Here is a 15,374-nt window from a genome sequence, read left to right as displayed (position 1 = left end):
CGACCGCTGCGCGGCCGATCGCAGGCTATCGCCAGCGGCTACGCAGGCTCGGCTTGCAGCCGGTAGCCGCTGCCGAGGAACGAGGCTGTGATCGGCTGCATAGCTGTCGCCAGGTAGGTATAGCCCCGCGATGTGGCCTTCAATATCGCCGTCGCGGGGGAGGCCCGTTCCTGCAGGTTATGCAAGCTCCAGCCAGATCGGCGCGTGATCCGAGGGCTTTTCCATGCCGCGCAGGTCGTAGTCGACCCCCGCCGCCTTGATCCGCGACAGCAGACCCTGGGATGCCAGGATCAGGTCGATGCGCAGGCCACGTTTGGGTTCGTCTTCAAAACCACGGCTGCGGTAGTCGAACCAACTGAAGCGGTCGGCCACTTCCGGGTGCAGGTGGCGGAAGCTGTCGACCAGGCCCCAGTTCTTCAGGCGGGCCATCCATTCGCGCTCTTCGGGCAAAAAGCTGCATTTGCCCGTCTTGAGCCAGCGCTTGGCATTGTCGGCGCCAATGCCGATGTCGCAGTCTTCGGGCGAGATGTTCACATCGCCCATCACCACCAGGGGGTCGTCGTTCTTGAACTGGCTTTCGAGCAGGGTCTGCAGGTCGCTGTAGAAGCGCTGCTTGGCCGGGAACTTGGTGGGGTGGTCGCGGCTTTCGCCCTGGGGGAAATAGCCGTTCATGATGGTGATCGGCGTACCGTCGGCATCGGCGAAGGTGCCCCAGATAAAGCGGCGCTGGGCCTCTTCTTCATCGCTGGCAAAGCCCTTGTGCAGGCTCAGAGGCGCCTGGCGCGAGAGCAGGGCGACACCGTAGTGGCCTTTCTGGCCGTGGAAGTGTACGTGGTAGCCCAGGGCCTGGACGTCGGCCAGCGGGAATTGTTCGTCGCTGACCTTGGTTTCCTGCAGGCCGATCACGTCAGGCTGGTGCTTTTCGATCAACGCCGCCAATTGATGGGGCCGGGCGCGCAGGCCATTGATGTTGAACGAGACGATCTTCATGGGAAACACAATCCTGGTAAAACCCAGGATGCTAGCCGACATCGGCGCCTGCGGCCAGCGTGGCGCGCCACCCCATAGGCTGCTACCGTGGTGCTCGGGGTGAACGTCGGCGCAACGTTCACCTCAAAGGCAATGAATGCCCATTTGCAGAGGTTTCCCAGCATGTCCGAATCGACTGCCGTCCCGGCCCAGATCCGCCTGCTCGATGGCGGCTACAGCCGCGAGGCGCGTTCTCTGCTGTATCACGCCTATCGTCATGAACCGACGTTCAGCTTCCTGTTCGAGGCCCAGCGCCCCGGCTACGATCAGCGCATCCGGGCCACGGTGCGTGAGCTGGTCAAACAGCATTTTCTCCAGGACCTGCCGGCATTGGGGCTGCTGGTGGATGACCGCCTGATCGGCATTGCCCTGATCGCACCACCGCAGCGGCGCCTGGGCATCACTGAAAGCTGGGCCTGGCGGATGCGCATGGTGCTCAGTACCGGGTTTCGCTGCACCCGGCGCTACTTGGATTACCAGGCTGCCCTGATGGCCTGCCTGCCAGGCGACACGGTGCATGTGTTGCCGCTGCTGGGCATACACCCGCAGTTCCAGGGCAAGCACTACGGTGAACAACTGCTGCAGGCCGTCCATGACTGGTGCGCCGAAGACGAGCATTCCGAGGGTGTGGTGCTGGACACCGGAAACCCCCACTACCTGGCGTTCTATCAACGCCAGGGTTATCAGGAGATCGGCGAAATTGCCGTTGGGCCTGTCCGTGAGCACGTGTTCTTCCACCCCAGACCGCAGTCCTCCCGACAGGCAGCGGCAGTGCCTGTATAACAGGCTGGAGAGCCTTGGGCTCCATGCAGGCGCCAAGCTCTGGTAGCATCCGCGCCTATGACGTATTCAGGACGATTCACCTGCGGTTTGATGATATGGGTTGCCAGCTTTGCCGTGTACGCACAAAGCGAGCTGGTGGTTCGAGTCAAGCCTGCCAACAACGAACTCAAGGCCAATGTCGAAGGCTATATCGGCAGCCTTGGTAAACGCGATGAAGAGGCGCTGCTGCGCTTCAGCCGCGGGGCCATCGAGCAGGCGCGCAAGGCTGCTCAGGCACTGGGCTACTATCAGGCGCAGATCGACAGTGAGGTCAAACCGCCAGCCAAGGCTGACGACCACCCACAACTGATCTTGACCATCGATCCGGGCGAACCCGTGCACTTGCGCGATGTGACCATCCGCATCGACGGCCCGGCCAGCGAACTCAAGGCCTTTCGTATCCCCAACAGCAAGGCGCTGCGCTCAGGCGAGGTGCTTAACCACGGTCACTACGAAGATGCCAAGCGCCTGATCCAGAACCAGGCATCGCGCTATGGTTTCTTCAGCGGACACTTTGTACGCCAGCGCCTGTCGGTCGACCCGATGGCGGGCGTGGCCGATATCGAGCTCATCTACGAAAGTGGCCCGCGCTATCGCCTGGGCAAGGTCAGTTTTGCCGGCGACACACCCTTCGATGAAGCCCTCCTGCAACGCATGGTGCCCTTCAAGGCCGACACGCCCTACGATTCCGAACTGATCGCTGAACTCAACAACGCCCTGCAATCGAGCGGCTACTTTGAGGGCGTGCGTGTGGATGCCGCACCCACGGCCGCCGTTGACCACAACATTCCGGTGGCCGTCCAGCTACAAACCCGAAAGCCCAGGACCATGGGCCTGGGCCTGGGGTTCTCTACCGACGTCGGTCCGCGCGGAAAAGCCAACTGGACCCGTCACTGGGTCAACCCGCAAGGCCACAGCTATGGCTGGGAAACCGAACTCTCGGCGCCGCGCCAGAACGTCGGGCTGTTCTATGACATCCCGCTCGATCCGCCCCTGACCGACAAGCTGCGCTTTGCCGGTGGCTACCAGAACGAAGAAATTTCCGGCACCGACACGGAGAGTAAATTGCTCACCGTCGGCCCGGAATGGCACAGCAAGCTGCCCAGCGGTTGGCAGCAGGTGCTGTCGCTCAAGTTCCAGCACGAGGAATATCGCCTGGGTGATGACTCGGGGTTGAGCACATTGCTGATGCCAGGGGCGAGCTATTCCTACCTGCGCAGTGACAACCGTATCGATCCGCACAACGGCTATCGCCTGCAGTTCGATGTGCAGGCGGCCAAGGAAGGGTTGGTGTCCGATACCAACCTGCTGCATGGCAGCGTAGTGCTCAAGGGGCTGACGACGCTTTGGCAGAATCATCGTTTCCTGGGCCGTGTGCAGTTCGGCGGCAGTGCCACCAATGATTATCAGAGCTCGATACCCCCTTCGCTACGTTTCTTCGCCGGTGGCGACCAGAGCGTTCGGGGTTATGACTACCAGAGCCTGTCACCGAAGAACTCCGATGGCGACCGTATCGGTGGCCGCTATATGGTGGCCGGCAGTGCCGAGTACCAGTACGCCGTGGCTGAAAAATGGCGGGTGGCGACCTTTGTCGACCAGGGCAATTCATTCAACGATCTGGAATTCCCCAGCCTCAAGACCGGTGTCGGTATCGGTGTGCGCTGGGTGTCTCCGGTAGGGCCGCTGCGTCTGGATCTGGCCCATGCGCTGGATGACGACGGCGGTTTCCGTCTGCACTTCTCCATGGGGCCAGAACTGTGAGTCGCGTTATCAAAACTGTTCTTCTCGGCGTGCTGGCGCTGGTGCTGCTGGCGGTGCTTGCCGTAGGCCTGTTGCTGGGCACCCAGGCCGGCAGCCGCTGGGCGCTCGGGATGGTGCCGGGTTTGCAGCTTGAGGCATTTGAAGGTCGTCTGGCTGGCCAGTGGCAAGCGGATCGCGTGGTGTGGGAGCAGGGCGCTGATCGGGTCGAGCTGGTAGCGCCGGTGTTCGACTGGTCGCCGGCTTGCCTGTTGCGCATGACCTTGTGCATCGAGCGCTTGCAGGCCGAGCAGGTCAACCTGGCATTCGCCCCCGGTGAGCCGACTCCCGACAGTGGTCCGCTGCAATTGCCTGCGCTGAAGTTGCCGCTGGCGATCGAGCTGGGTGACGTTCGCATCGGCCATCTGCGTCTGGATGGCAACGAACAGTTGAGCCAGCTGCAGCTGGCGGCACACTGGACCCTCGAAGGGCTCAGGATCGACAGCCTGCAACTGCAGCGCGACGATCTGCACCTGAACCTTCAGGGGCTGCTCAAGCCGGAGGGCGACTGGCCGTTGCAGGCCCAGGGGCAGTTGCAATTGCCCAAGGTCGACGGCCAGGACTGGCAATTGGCCTTGCAGGTCAAGGGTGACTTGCAGAAAACCCTCAAGCTTTCTGCCGACAGCAGCGGTTACCTGAATGCGCGCCTGAGCGGACAGCTCCAAGCCCTGGCCGAGCATCTGCCGGCTGAGGTGCAGATCAAGGCCGAGGCCTTCAAGCCCGGCGCCGACCTGCCCGACACTTTGCAATTGAACAACCTTGACCTCAGTGCCAAGGGCGACCTGCAGCGCGGCTATCAATTGCTAGGAACAGCCAGCCTGCCGGCCGAGCAAGGCCCGGTGGCGCTGAGCCTGCAAGGCAAGGTCGACGCCAAGGGCGCCCAGCTCAGTGCGCTGGACCTGACCGCCAGTGCCGAGCAGAGCCTCAAGCTCACCGCCAGCGCCGATTGGCAGGCAGGCCTGAGCGCCGAGGCAACGGTCGATTGGCTGGACTTCCCGTGGCTGCGGCTGTACCCGCTGGAGCAGGCGCCCCAAGTAACCTTGCGCCGGTTCAATGGCCAGGTGCAGTACCGCGACGGCAACTATCAGGGCCAATTCAATGGCGACCTGGATGGGCCAGCGGGTGCGTTCAGCCTGAGCAGCCCGTTCAAGGGTGACCTCGGGCAGATTGCCTTGCCCCAACTGGCCCTCACGGCCGGGCAAGGCAAGCTGGCCGGCAGCGTCAGCGTGCAATTTGCCGATACCCTGGCCTGGGATGCGGCCCTTGAGCTGTCGGCGTTGAACCCAGCCTACTGGCTGGCCGAGCTGCCGGGCACACTGGCCGGGCCGCTGCGCAGCAAAGGGCAAATGAACAACGGTGAGCTCAGCCTCGATGCCGACCTCGACCTCAAGGGGCGACTACGCGGTCAGCCGGCGGTGTTCAAGGCCGTTGCCACCGGGGCCGGAAAGAACTGGACCCTGGGGACGCTCGATATCCGCCTGGGCGACAACCACATCAACGGCAGCGGTAGCCTGCAGCAGCGCCTGGCAGGCCAGCTGGACCTCAATCTGCCGCGCCTGGGCCAGCTCTGGCCGCAATTGCAAGGCCAGCTCAAGGGCAAACTGGAAGTCGCCGGTACCCTGGAGGCCCCGCAAGGTGCTCTGGTTTTGCAGGGCCAGCAACTGGCGCACGCCGACAACCATGTACAGCGCCTTGCGCTGGATGCCCGACTGGACAGTGCCCAGCGGGCGGTGATCGACCTGCAGGCCGGCAGCATTCGCCTAGGCGACACCAACCTGGGCATGCTCACCGCCAAAGGCCAGGGCAACATTCGCCAGCAACAGTTGGAACTTGCCTTGAACGGGCCGCGGCTCAAGCTCGACCTGGGCCTTGATGGCACGCTGGACAAGGGCAACTGGCGGGGCCGCCTGGCCAGCGGCCAGATTCAGGCAGGCGGACAGGACTGGCGCCTGGAAGCTCCGGCGAAACTGCAGCGCCTGGCCAGTGGTCAACTGGACTTCGGTGCCCACTGCTGGCGCTCGGGGCAGGCCAGCCTCTGCGGCGAAGACCAGCGGCTGGCGCCGGAGCCGCGCCTGCGCTATCACCTCAAGCAGTTCCCGTTGCAAAGCCTGGCTCAATGGTTGCCCAAGGATTTTGCCTGGCAGGGCCTGCTCAACGCCGACGTCAATCTGGACCTGCCAGCCAGCGGTCCCAAGGGCACCCTGGTGGTCGATGCCAGTGGCGGTACGTTGCGACTGCGGGAGAAAGGCCAGTGGCTCGACTTCCCCTACCAGACCTTGCGTCTGGAAAGCACCTTGGCACCACGCCGCGTCGACACCCGCCTGGATTTTCGCGGCGAGCGCCTGGGCGAACTTGCCCTGGTGACGCGGCTTGACCCGGTCGCCCGGAATAAACCGCTGACCGGCAATTTCCGCCTGACCGGCCTGGACCTGGCCATTGCCCGGCCGTTCGCACCCATGGTCGAGCGCCTGGCCGGGCAGTTGAACGGTAATGGACAGTTATCAGGCACCTTGCTGGTGCCGCAGGTCAACGGCAGCTTGACCCTGAGCGGGGGGGAGGTCAGTGGCGCGGAACTGCCGATCAGCCTGGAGAACTTGAATATTCAGGCCTTGATCGCCGGTGAACAGGTACAGCTCAATGGCGCCTGGAAAAGCGGGGAAGCGGGTGAGGGTAGCTTGCGCGGACAGGTTGGCTGGGGTCAGGCCCTGGCGGTCGACCTGCAGTTGCAGGGGCAGCGCCTGCCTGTCAACGTCGAACCCTATGCCGCGCTGGAGATTGCGCCCGACCTGAAGATCAGCGTGCAGGGCGACAAGTTGGCAGTGACGGGTAAAGTGCTGGTGCCCAAGGGCAAGATCACCGTGCGCGAGCTGCCGCCTTCGACGGTCAAGGTCTCCGACGATACGGTGATCGTTGGCCGCCAGACCGAAGAGGGCAAGGCACCCATGGCAGTCGCCATGGACATCGACGTAGAAGTCGGCCAGGACAAGCTGTCGTTCTCGGGCTTTGGCCTGACGGCCAACCTGCTGGGGCATGTGCATATTGGCGACAACCTCGACACGCGCGGCGAACTGAGCCTGGCCGATGGTCGCTATCGCGCCTATGGCCAACGCTTGACCATTCGCCGCGCGCGCCTGCTGTTTGCCGGGCCGATCGACATGCCTTATCTGGATATCGAAGCCATCCGCCAGACCGATGACGTGATCGCTGGTATTCGCCTGAGCGGCAGTGCCGAACAGCCGACCACCCAGGTGTTTTCCGAGCCGGCCATGAGCCAGGAGCAGGCGTTGTCCTACCTGGTACTGGGGCGCCCCCTGGGCACCACCGGTGAAGACAACAACATGCTGGCCGAAGCAGCGCTGGGGCTCGGCCTGGCCGGCAGCGCGGGGATCACTGGCAGCCTGGCCTCGAGCCTGGGCATCGACGATTTCCAGCTCGACACCCAAGGCAGTGGTACCAGCACCAGCGTTGTGGCGAGTGGCAACCTGACCGAGCGATTGAGCTTGCGCTACGGGGTCGGGGTGTTCGAGCCGGTCAACACGGTTGCCTTGCGTTACAAGTTGAGCAAGAAGGTTTACCTGGAGGCGGCCAGCGGCCTGGCAAGCTCGCTGGATATTTTCTACAAGCGCGACTTCTGACGTGGGGGGCTAGCGCACGGTCGCCGCTTCGATGAACTCGTTGCTGTCGGCGGGACCTTGCGCAGGCTCGCAGTGGCGTCGGGGCGAGATCAGGTGGGTATATTCTTCGATGAGCCGGTTGAGGGCCTCGGGGGGGTCGCAGGCCTGGAACTGCATGCGGATCTGGACTTCGTCGGGATCGCGCCCTTCGCCACTGCGCTTGCTCTGCCCGCCCAGGGTCACGAAGAAGCGTTCACGATTCAGGCCTTGCGCCGCTTCGGCGTTGTCGGTGTTTAGGATCTTGACCGACAGATCGACCTGCATTCGCTCCAGTGCCAGCCCCCGGGGTGAAACCAGGGCAATCAGGGGGATTTGCATCCGGTGCTGTTCATCCATGGCCACTTCGACCATTTTGGCTTTCATTGGCGAACCCAGTGCTTCGGCGTCGTAATCGAAGAACTGGTCGAACAGCTTGATGTACTGCTGGGCAATCAGGGTGTTGGTGGCCGCAGCGGCCTCCTGAAGGCCACGGGTGATGTCGCACAGGTCGCTGGCAATGATCGGTACATTGTTCGATGGGCGATCGTCCACGATTTCGCTCTCCATAGGCATTGAGAGTAAGCCCCTTGTGGCCAAGGGGCTGGGTTGACAGCAATTCCAGCCAGGCTGCCGATGCGCGACTCAGGCGTTCGAGCTTGGATTGTTGGCTTGATCGGGCATTGGCAAGGCATTGTCGGTGGGCAACCTCCCGATGTTCTCGACCGCTGTGTTCGGCAACATGATCGGCTTGGTCGCAGCGTCAGTGAGCAAGTCGATTACCCGCTGCAAAGCTTCCGGTGGGTCCTGGCGGCGGACCTTGGTGTTGAACGCATAGCGGGCCCGGGTATCGGTCTTGCGCGTCTGGCTGGATTTGTGGCTGATCTGGCCTTTTACATCGAGCTTGAACGGCCCCCACCCCAGTGACGCGCCAAAGCGTGCCGTGCCGCCTGTTTCGCTGGCGCTCTCGGCTTGCTGGCTGATCGTCAGTTCAAACTCGATGTTGCCTTCTTCAATGACGATGTTGGGGTGGGTCACCGCTGCGATCAGAGGGATCTGCATCTTTTTCGAGACCGTACCCTGATAGACCCCTTGTTCGTCGGTCATGGTCTCGTCGTAGTCGAACTGGATGGAAACAGCCTTGCCGTCCTGGATGCACACACCCATGAGGAAGTCTGCGTATGATTTGCTGGCTGAGGTCTGGGCTTGAATGGAGATCATTCGGTCCAGCGGCAGTGCGTTCAGTACCGAGCCGATCAAGCTGTTATCGAGGTTGGCCATGGAGCTTTTCCTTGTCGTCGATGCACGTCAGTGTGCGGGTGAGCGAGTGCTTCTGTTCAGGCAGATCAGGTCGAAAGGCCGTGCGGCGCACACGCTTCCAGCCGTCGGATGTTGCCGATCTGGCGCAGGCTCAAGCCGTATTTGTTGGCCAACATGCTGCGTGACAGGCCATCGGCGCTTTCGCGCTGGATCTGTTGATTGCGCAGTTGTCGAAGAAAGTGGTCGACCTTGGGGATTTCCAGGGCCATGCCGGCATAGTGCTTGATCAAGGCGTCCAGGGCCGCCGGAGGCATTACCTCGGCCAACGTGGTGCGCTCGCGGTGCTTGGGGATGTATTTGGGCCGCCCCCCGTAGGCGCAGGTCAGGTTGTAGGCATGCTCGATGCCCAGGCATTGGACGAGCATTTGCAGTGAGTGGGGCAGTTGGTGGATGTCGATGCGTTCCAGGTCCTGTAGCTCCATGATGAGTTCCTTCTGGGGAGTGAGTGGGCGCCACCATGGTTGACCATCCGGGCGGGTCGCAACAGGCTGCAAGCAGGGCACGATGGGTAGGGTTTGTGTATGGGGTTTGTAGGTCTCATGAGCCGTTCAAATGGGAAAACGACACACCATTCCCCACGAGCCCTTGTTCTGCCGTTGTTGCGCGCTGGCAGCGGTGGCCAGGTTGGACAACCCATGAACATCAGCACGGGCGCGCCAGCAGCAAGCTGACCTGTCCCAGGTACGGCGCAGGTCGAGCCAGCGCATGTTCAGGCAGGGTGCGCCAGTCGACCAGGACGCAGAGGGCGTTTAGCGTGCGTTCGGCCTGGTTGCCTATCGATTGTGAGCGGAACTCGCGGCGATACAGCACTTGGGTCCGGTTTATGGCGCTGGTCTCGCTCGGATCGCTCAACGTCAGGCTCGCTGCGTTGGGGAGCAAGGTCTGGGGCAGGGTGAAATAGGCTGTCGTCGGCTGGCTGTCGAAGTGCCCTGCCAGGCGCGAGCGGTGCCACAGCTGTTGCCATTGGCTGGCACCGGCCGCATTGGCCAATTGCCTGCCCAGGGCGTGACGTTGTTCAGGTGAGAGCGCAGCAGTGGGCACTGCGTGGGCGTTGAGACAGGCCAGCAGGGCGAAGCTGCTGAGTAGGCGGCACGTGAGCATGGCGTTCGTCCGTTTATCTGGGGAAAAGCTCGGGACGCCATGGTTTCAGCTGCAAGGTGCCTGCAAAAGAAGGAAATTGTCCGGCTGCGTTGTATGATGCGCACGGCCCGACCAGGGCCTTCACCCCGATGTCGCAAGGATTAATCAATGACTCAAGGTCAACGCCTGAAATACTCCATCCTGATCTCCCTGTTGGTGCTGGGGATCATGCTCGGCCTTTCCTACCTGCAGAAGCAGGGAACGATCAGTGAGCAAGTGTTCCAGTACATTGCCATTGGTGTAGCCATTGCCGTGGTGGTGGTCAACGGCATCATGCGCCGCAAGGTCAAGCCTTGAGGTAATTTGCATGGCCGGCGTTCGCCCGCCATTCACTCAACGTGAGCGGGTGTGCTCGAGTATGTTGCGAGCCTCGGCGTTGAGGCTGTAGCACTTGTCGCTGCCCATGCTGATCACGCCTTCGGTGCACAAGCGCTTGAGCACTTCGCGCACACTGAGGAAGGACAGCGGGATATCCAGCTGTTCGAGCTGGCTATGTACACCGCGCACACCGATGCTGCGACCGTTCCTGTCAGCCATGTGCAAGGCATCGATGACTTTGAGGCGGATCAGGCTGGTGCGCAGCCCATATGAGCGCAGCAGCTCGCGAATGTGTTCGTTGCCGTGACGCTCGGTGTCGCCGCCGCTCGTGGTGTTTGCCAAGGCTTGCCGAGCCTTGAGCTTGGGTCTTTCGGCGATCAGCGACTGCTGCTGGTTGTACATGTGAATACTCCTTTTCGTGGCCAGTCCAGGTCTTTGAAAATTGTTCCCTACACCCTATAAGACGAACGAGCGTGGAAAAACTGCAGTGCCTGGCAAAAAAAATTATCGGGCCACTCAGGTAAAGACGAATCTGAGCGGTCGATCCCGTAAATTTATTGGCTGTACGTTGGTGCAGGAGTGTCCGTGAGTCCTGAGGTTCGGCGCGCTGCGCGGCCGATCTCAGGCTGTCGCCAGCGGCTACCAGGGCTTGCTTACTGAATCAGTTCTTTGAGCAGCAAGCCAAACGCCAGATCCACCTGCTCCGGGATCGGCAGATAGACGGTGTGTCCATCTCCCGGTGCCACTTCAATTGCAGCTCCCTGGCGATCACGCAACTGATGCAGGTCGAAGTGATAGTTGCCACGCGGCGTCATCAGCTCCAGGTGATCGCCCAGGGCAAAGCGGTTCTTCACCCGCACTTCGGCCAGGCCCTCGACACGTTCACCGGTCAGCTCACCGACAAACTGCTGGCGCTCCGACACCGAATTACCACGCTGGTAGTTCTGGTATTCATCATGCACGTGGCGCCGCAGGAAGCCTTCGGTATAACCGCGTTGGGCCAGGGATTCGAGGTTGAGCATCAGGCTGCGGTCGAACGCACGACCGGCCACCGCGTCGTCGATCGCCTGGCGATAGGCCTGGGTGGTGCGAGCACAGTAGAAGTGCGATTTGGTCCGGCCCTCGATTTTCAGCGAATGCACGCCCATGCGAGTCAGCCGCTCCACATGCTGCACGGCCCGTAGGTCCTTGGCATTCATGATGTAGGTGCCGTGCTCATCTTCAAACGCCGGCATGTCTTCATCCGGGCGGTTGCTCTCCTGGAGCAGGAACACCTGGTCGGTCGGTGCCCCCACGCCCAGTGTCGGTTGCACTTCACGGACGATATCGCCGCTGGCGTCTTCGGTGGCCGCGGTGGCGCTGTATTTCCAGCGGCAGGCATTGGTGCAACTGCCCTGGTTGGCGTCGCGGCGGTTGAGGTAGCCCGACAGCAGGCAACGACCGGAGTAGGCCATGCACAGGGCGCCATGGACAAACACCTCCAGTTCCATGCCCGGCACGTGCTGGCGGATCTCCTCGATCTCTTCCAGCGACAATTCACGGGACAGGATCACCCGGGTCAGTCCCTGGCTGCGCCAGAACTCGACGCTGGCCCAGTTAACCGTGTTGGCCTGGACCGACAAGTGGACCGGCATCTGTGGGAAGTGCTGGCGCACCAGCATGATCAGCCCCGGGTCGGACATGATCAAGGCGTCGGGGGCCATCTCGATCACCGGCGCCAGGTCCTTGAGGAAGGTCTTGAGCTTGGCGTTGTGCGGGGCGATGTTGACCACCACATAAAAACGCTTGCCCTGGGCCTGGGCTTCCTGGATGCCGAGGGCGAGGTTGGCGTGGTCGAATTCGTTGTTGCGCACGCGCAAGCTGTAGCGCGGTTGGCCGGCATACACCGCGTCGGCGCCGTAGGCAAAGGCGTAGCGCATGTTCTTCAGGGTGCCGGCAGGGGCGAGCAGTTCGGGTTTGGCAAGAAGGGTCATGATCGGGTCGGGGTAAAAGGCGCGGATGCTATCGCTCTTGCAGCAAACGACTATTGATCTGTATCAAGGGCACTTTTACCAGGGCGCTGCGCACTAACGTTGTGAACAGCAACGGAGCGCACATGAACCAAACCTCCCAGCAGCACAAGGCCCTGCTTCTCTTCCTGGCCCTGGTCACCATTGCTTTCATCTGGATACTGCTGCCGTTCTATGGCGCGGTGTTCTGGGCAGTGATCCTCGGAATTCTGTTCGCACCGATGCAGCGGCGGCTGCTTTTACGCCTGGGCTGGCGCCGTAACCTGGCGGCAGGCGTGACACTGCTGGTATGCCTGATGATCGCCATTTTGCCGGTGATCGTCATCAGTACCTTGCTGGTGCAGGAAGGCGCGGCGTTGTACCAGAGGATCGAAAGCGGTCAGTTGGACATTGCCGGCTACCTCGAACGTTTCCAGCAGATGCTCCCGGCCTTTGTCCAGAATGGTCTGGACCGCATGGGGCTGGGTAACTTCGAAGGCATGCGCGACAAAATCGCCAAGGGGGCGATGCAAGGCAGCCAGTTCTTTGCAAGCCAGGCCTTCAGCTTCGGGCAGGGCACCTTCGACTTCTTGATCAGCTTCGGCGTGATGTTGTACCTGCTGTTCTTCTGCCTGCGTGATGGCGCCGAACTTGCGCGTAAAGTGCGCACCGCAGTGCCGTTGGCCGAACAGCAAAAGCGTCGCCTGCAACTGAAGTTCAACCGTGTGGTGCGCGCCACGGTCAAGGGCAACCTGCTGGTGGCCGTCACGCAAGGGGCCCTGGGGGGAATCATTTTCTGGATACTGGGTATCCCGAGCCCGCTGGTGTGGGGCGTGCTGATGGCATTTCTGTCTTTGCTACCGGCAGTGGGGGCGGGCATCGTCTGGGCGCCCGTGGCGATCTACTTCCTGGCTACCGGGGCAGTGTGGCAAGGGGTGGTGCTGGCCGCCTTCGGCGTCTTCGTGATCGGTCTGGTGGACAACCTGTTGAGGCCGATGCTGGTGGGCAAGGACACGAAAATGCCGGACTACCTGATTCTGATCTCCACGCTCGGGGGCCTGGCGGTGTTCGGCCTCAATGGCTTTGTGATCGGGCCGCTGATCGCCGCGCTGTTCATCTCCAGCTGGGCGATCTTCGTTTCAACCAAGCCGCAGGTGCAGTTGCCCAGTTAGCGGAAGCTGTAGGACACGCCGGCATAGACCCCGAAACCTTCGCCCGGGGTTGAGCGGGCGATGTCCTGGCCCCGGTCGTTGTAGCCCGGCGTGACGGTGGCGGCGTAGCGCTTGTTGGTCAGGTTGCGCAGGTCGAGCCAGGTTTGCCAGTCCTGCTTGGGCGAGTTGTAGCCCAGGGTAGCGCCAAACACCGCATACGCATCGCTGGGGTAGCTGTTGGCATAGTCGACCTGGACCTTGGAGGCCATCTGGGTGTTCAAGCCGGCGTACAGGCCGCTGGGCAGGTCGAAGCGCAGCTCGGCCTGATAGTAGTGCATCGGGATGCCCGGCAGGCGGTTGTCGCCGAATGTATCGTCGTCGCGGTAGTGGAAGTCGCTGAAGGTGTAGGCCTGGCGCAGCGACAGTTTGCCCACGCCGCCACGCTCCCACAGCAGGCTGTCCAGGCCGGCTTCCACGCCCTGGTGTACGGTGGGGCTGGCGTTGAATTCAGCGGCCGGAGCACCTGGTACGATCTCGACCGCCAGCAATTCATGGCGCACGTCCGAGTAATACCAGGCCAGGTCCCAGCGCCCGATGGCCGCCTCACCCCGGGCACCGAGCTCAAGGGTGGTGGCGGTCTGGTTTTGCATCTCGATGGGTTGGGTCTGCAGGCCATTGACCGCTGGCGAGCTCCAGATCAGCGCCCAGGGGTGTGGTGGCTCCACCGAGCGGCTGAGGTTGCCGTACAGCTGCAGGTCGGGGGTCAGGTCGTAGCGCAGCCCCAGGCGAGGCGCGTAGTCCCAGTCATGCTGGCTGACCTTGCCGCCGCTTTCAGGGTAGGTGACGGCGCTTTCGCGGCGGGTGTAGATCATCGCCAGGCCCGTGCTCAGCCACAGGTCCGGGATCAGCTCCAGTTCGTTGCCCAGATGCAGAACAGTGTCTGAGCCCTGATAGGTAAAGTCTCGGGTTTTCGCGCCCAATACCCCATTGACCCGCGCGTATTGCGAAGCACCGCTGTTGGGCAAGTGCTTGGTGGTGCGCCAGCCAATGGTGGTTTTGCTCTCGTGTCCGAACACCGTGTGGCGGCGCTGATAATTCAGGGTGCCGCTGACGTCGGTGTAGGCAACCTTCAGGCGCATCGGGCCTTCGCGCAGGTCCATTGGATAGTCGTGATAGACAAGGCCTGCTTCGAGCTGCGAATCCTCATCGAGGTAGAAGGTGGTCTTGTTGCCCAGCCAGGTACTGCCCGGCTGCGGACGGCTGTCGTCGCGGCTCAAGTACAGCGGGTTGGCCGCGCGCGGATCATGCTTGATCTGGTCTTTGGTCAGGCGTCCGGCCAGGTCGTTCTCGGTTTCCCGGTAACGCAGGTAGAAGCGGGTTTCCAGGTTCGGGTTGAAGCGGTAGCCAACGTTGGCAGCGATGCCCTTGCTGCTGCCGCTGCTGTGTTCCTGGTAGCCGTCGTACTCGGCATCGGTCAGGGCCACGTAATAGTCCAGGTCTCCCAGCACCTGCCCCGAGCTGATCTGGCGCTTGGCGTATCCCCGGCTGCCCAGCTCATAGCGCACCTGCAACGGCGCGGCGTCGTGGCCCGTGTGGGTGACGTAGTCGATGGCGCCGCCCAGGGCCAGCGCTCCGCGATCAAAGCCGTTTGCACCACGCAGTACTTCGGCGCGGCTCAGCCACAGCGGCTCGAACAGTTCGTACGGCGTACCACCCGGGCCGGTCAGCGGCAAACCGTCGAACATCGTGTAGACGCCGGAACCGTGGCTGCCCGGTGCGCGGTTGATGCCTGACCCGCGGATCGATAGCTTGATGCCGTCGTTACCTGCCGACTGGGCAAACACGCCCGGCTGGTAGGCCAGTACATCCTGATTGCTGGCGACCCGGCCTTGTTCGACTCGTTGCATGTCCACCAGGTTGGTGGCGCCAGGTACTTGTCGCAGGCGTTCACGAGCGTCCTGCAGCTCGCTTTGCTCCTGTTCCTGGATCAGTACCTGGCCGAGTTCGATGCCTTCGCTGGCCTGGACCGAGGCGGTGCAGGAGATCAGCAAGGCGAGGGAGGAGCGGGGTAGGGTGGGACGCATCGATGGGGTTCCGGGACTGTTAGCGGGTATCTGACGTCGCAATCATCAGACGAAGCACAGTCGCCGATCTGTACA

The 15,374-nt window shown here is 62.3% G+C and carries 13 protein-coding genes; 5 read left to right on the top strand and 8 right to left on the bottom strand.

Going from position 1 to position 15,374, the window contains the following annotated elements; translation table 11 throughout:
• Positions 1-177: 177 nt before the first annotated feature.
• Positions 178-990 carry an exodeoxyribonuclease III gene (gene xthA, locus ABVN19_RS13340; protein ID WP_028944216.1) on the bottom strand — a complete coding sequence of 271 codons (813 nt, stop codon included), beginning with the start codon at positions 988-990 and terminating at the stop codon, positions 178-180.
• Positions 991-1,152: 162 nt separating this feature from the next.
• Here xthA and ABVN19_RS13335 point away from each other — a divergent pair, with 162 nt between their 5' ends.
• The 3 genes from ABVN19_RS13335 to ABVN19_RS13325 are packed head-to-tail and all read left to right on the top strand — an operon-like array spanning position 1,153 to position 7,283.
• Entirely contained in the window at positions 1,153-1,812 is a 660-nt protein-coding gene (locus tag ABVN19_RS13335; protein ID WP_028944217.1) for a GNAT family N-acetyltransferase, read from the top strand.
• A 57-nt stretch (positions 1,813-1,869) separates the two neighbouring features.
• Complete coding sequence (locus ABVN19_RS13330; protein WP_028944218.1) at positions 1,870-3,612, top strand: autotransporter assembly complex family protein; 1,743 nt, start codon at positions 1,870-1,872, stop codon at positions 3,610-3,612.
• Positions 3,609-7,283 (top strand): translocation/assembly module TamB domain-containing protein, encoded by a 3,675-nt coding sequence (locus ABVN19_RS13325; RefSeq protein WP_105642128.1) that lies wholly within the window; start codon positions 3,609-3,611, stop codon positions 7,281-7,283. The genes ABVN19_RS13330 and ABVN19_RS13325 overlap by 4 nt, the downstream gene beginning before the upstream one ends.
• Positions 7,284-7,292: 9 nt before the next feature.
• Here the strand turns inward: ABVN19_RS13325 and ABVN19_RS13320 are convergent, their stop codons facing one another.
• The 4 genes from ABVN19_RS13320 to ABVN19_RS13305 all read right to left on the bottom strand — a co-directional run bounded on the left by ABVN19_RS13320 (position 7,293) and on the right by ABVN19_RS13305 (position 9,719).
• On the bottom strand, positions 7,293-7,868 hold the full coding sequence (locus ABVN19_RS13320) for a DUF2589 domain-containing protein (RefSeq protein ID WP_105642127.1): 576 nt from the start codon (positions 7,866-7,868) through the stop codon (positions 7,293-7,295).
• A gap of 75 nt (positions 7,869-7,943) precedes the next feature.
• Positions 7,944-8,579, bottom strand: coding sequence for a DUF2589 domain-containing protein (locus ABVN19_RS13315; protein WP_105642126.1), 636 nt, complete (start codon positions 8,577-8,579; stop codon positions 7,944-7,946).
• A 65-nt stretch (positions 8,580-8,644) separates the two neighbouring features.
• A complete protein-coding gene (locus ABVN19_RS13310) occupies positions 8,645-9,040 on the bottom strand; it encodes a Mor transcription activator family protein (protein WP_028944222.1) in 396 nt (131 codons plus the stop codon).
• Positions 9,041-9,260: 220 nt separating this feature from the next.
• Complete coding sequence (locus ABVN19_RS13305; protein WP_028944223.1) at positions 9,261-9,719, bottom strand: hypothetical protein; 459 nt, start codon at positions 9,717-9,719, stop codon at positions 9,261-9,263.
• Positions 9,720-9,866: 147 nt separating this feature from the next.
• Here ABVN19_RS13305 and ABVN19_RS13300 point away from each other — a divergent pair, with 147 nt between their 5' ends.
• Positions 9,867-10,055 carry a hypothetical protein gene (locus tag ABVN19_RS13300; protein ID WP_028944224.1) on the top strand — a complete coding sequence of 63 codons (189 nt, stop codon included), beginning with the start codon at positions 9,867-9,869 and terminating at the stop codon, positions 10,053-10,055.
• Between the two features lie 36 nt (positions 10,056-10,091).
• Here ABVN19_RS13300 and ABVN19_RS13295 read toward each other — a convergent pair whose 3' ends face one another.
• Both ABVN19_RS13295 and yegQ read right to left on the bottom strand, forming a co-directional pair.
• Positions 10,092-10,478: a fe2+ zn2+ uptake regulation protein gene (locus tag ABVN19_RS13295; protein ID WP_028944225.1), complete on the bottom strand. Its 387-nt coding sequence runs from the start codon at positions 10,476-10,478 to the stop codon at positions 10,092-10,094.
• Between the two features lie 251 nt (positions 10,479-10,729).
• On the bottom strand, positions 10,730-12,049 hold the full coding sequence (gene yegQ, locus ABVN19_RS13290) for a tRNA 5-hydroxyuridine modification protein YegQ (RefSeq protein ID WP_028944226.1): 1,320 nt from the start codon (positions 12,047-12,049) through the stop codon (positions 10,730-10,732).
• Positions 12,050-12,171: 122 nt separating this feature from the next.
• Between yegQ and ABVN19_RS13285 the strand changes: the two genes are divergently transcribed.
• Entirely contained in the window at positions 12,172-13,236 is a 1,065-nt protein-coding gene (locus ABVN19_RS13285) for an AI-2E family transporter (RefSeq protein WP_028944227.1), read from the top strand.
• Here ABVN19_RS13285 and ABVN19_RS13280 read toward each other — a convergent pair.
• A complete protein-coding gene (locus tag ABVN19_RS13280) occupies positions 13,233-15,299 on the bottom strand; it encodes a TonB-dependent receptor (protein ID WP_105642125.1) in 2,067 nt (688 codons plus the stop codon). The genes ABVN19_RS13285 and ABVN19_RS13280 overlap by 4 nt on opposite strands.
• Positions 15,300-15,374: the final 75 nt, after the last annotated feature.

Source organism: Pseudomonas vranovensis, from assembly GCF_040438935.1.
Classification (GTDB): Bacteria; Pseudomonadota; Gammaproteobacteria; order Pseudomonadales; family Pseudomonadaceae; genus Aquipseudomonas; species Aquipseudomonas vranovensis.
The sequence above is the reverse complement of the archived record's forward strand: the minus strand, read 5'-3'. Positions and strand labels throughout refer to the sequence as shown.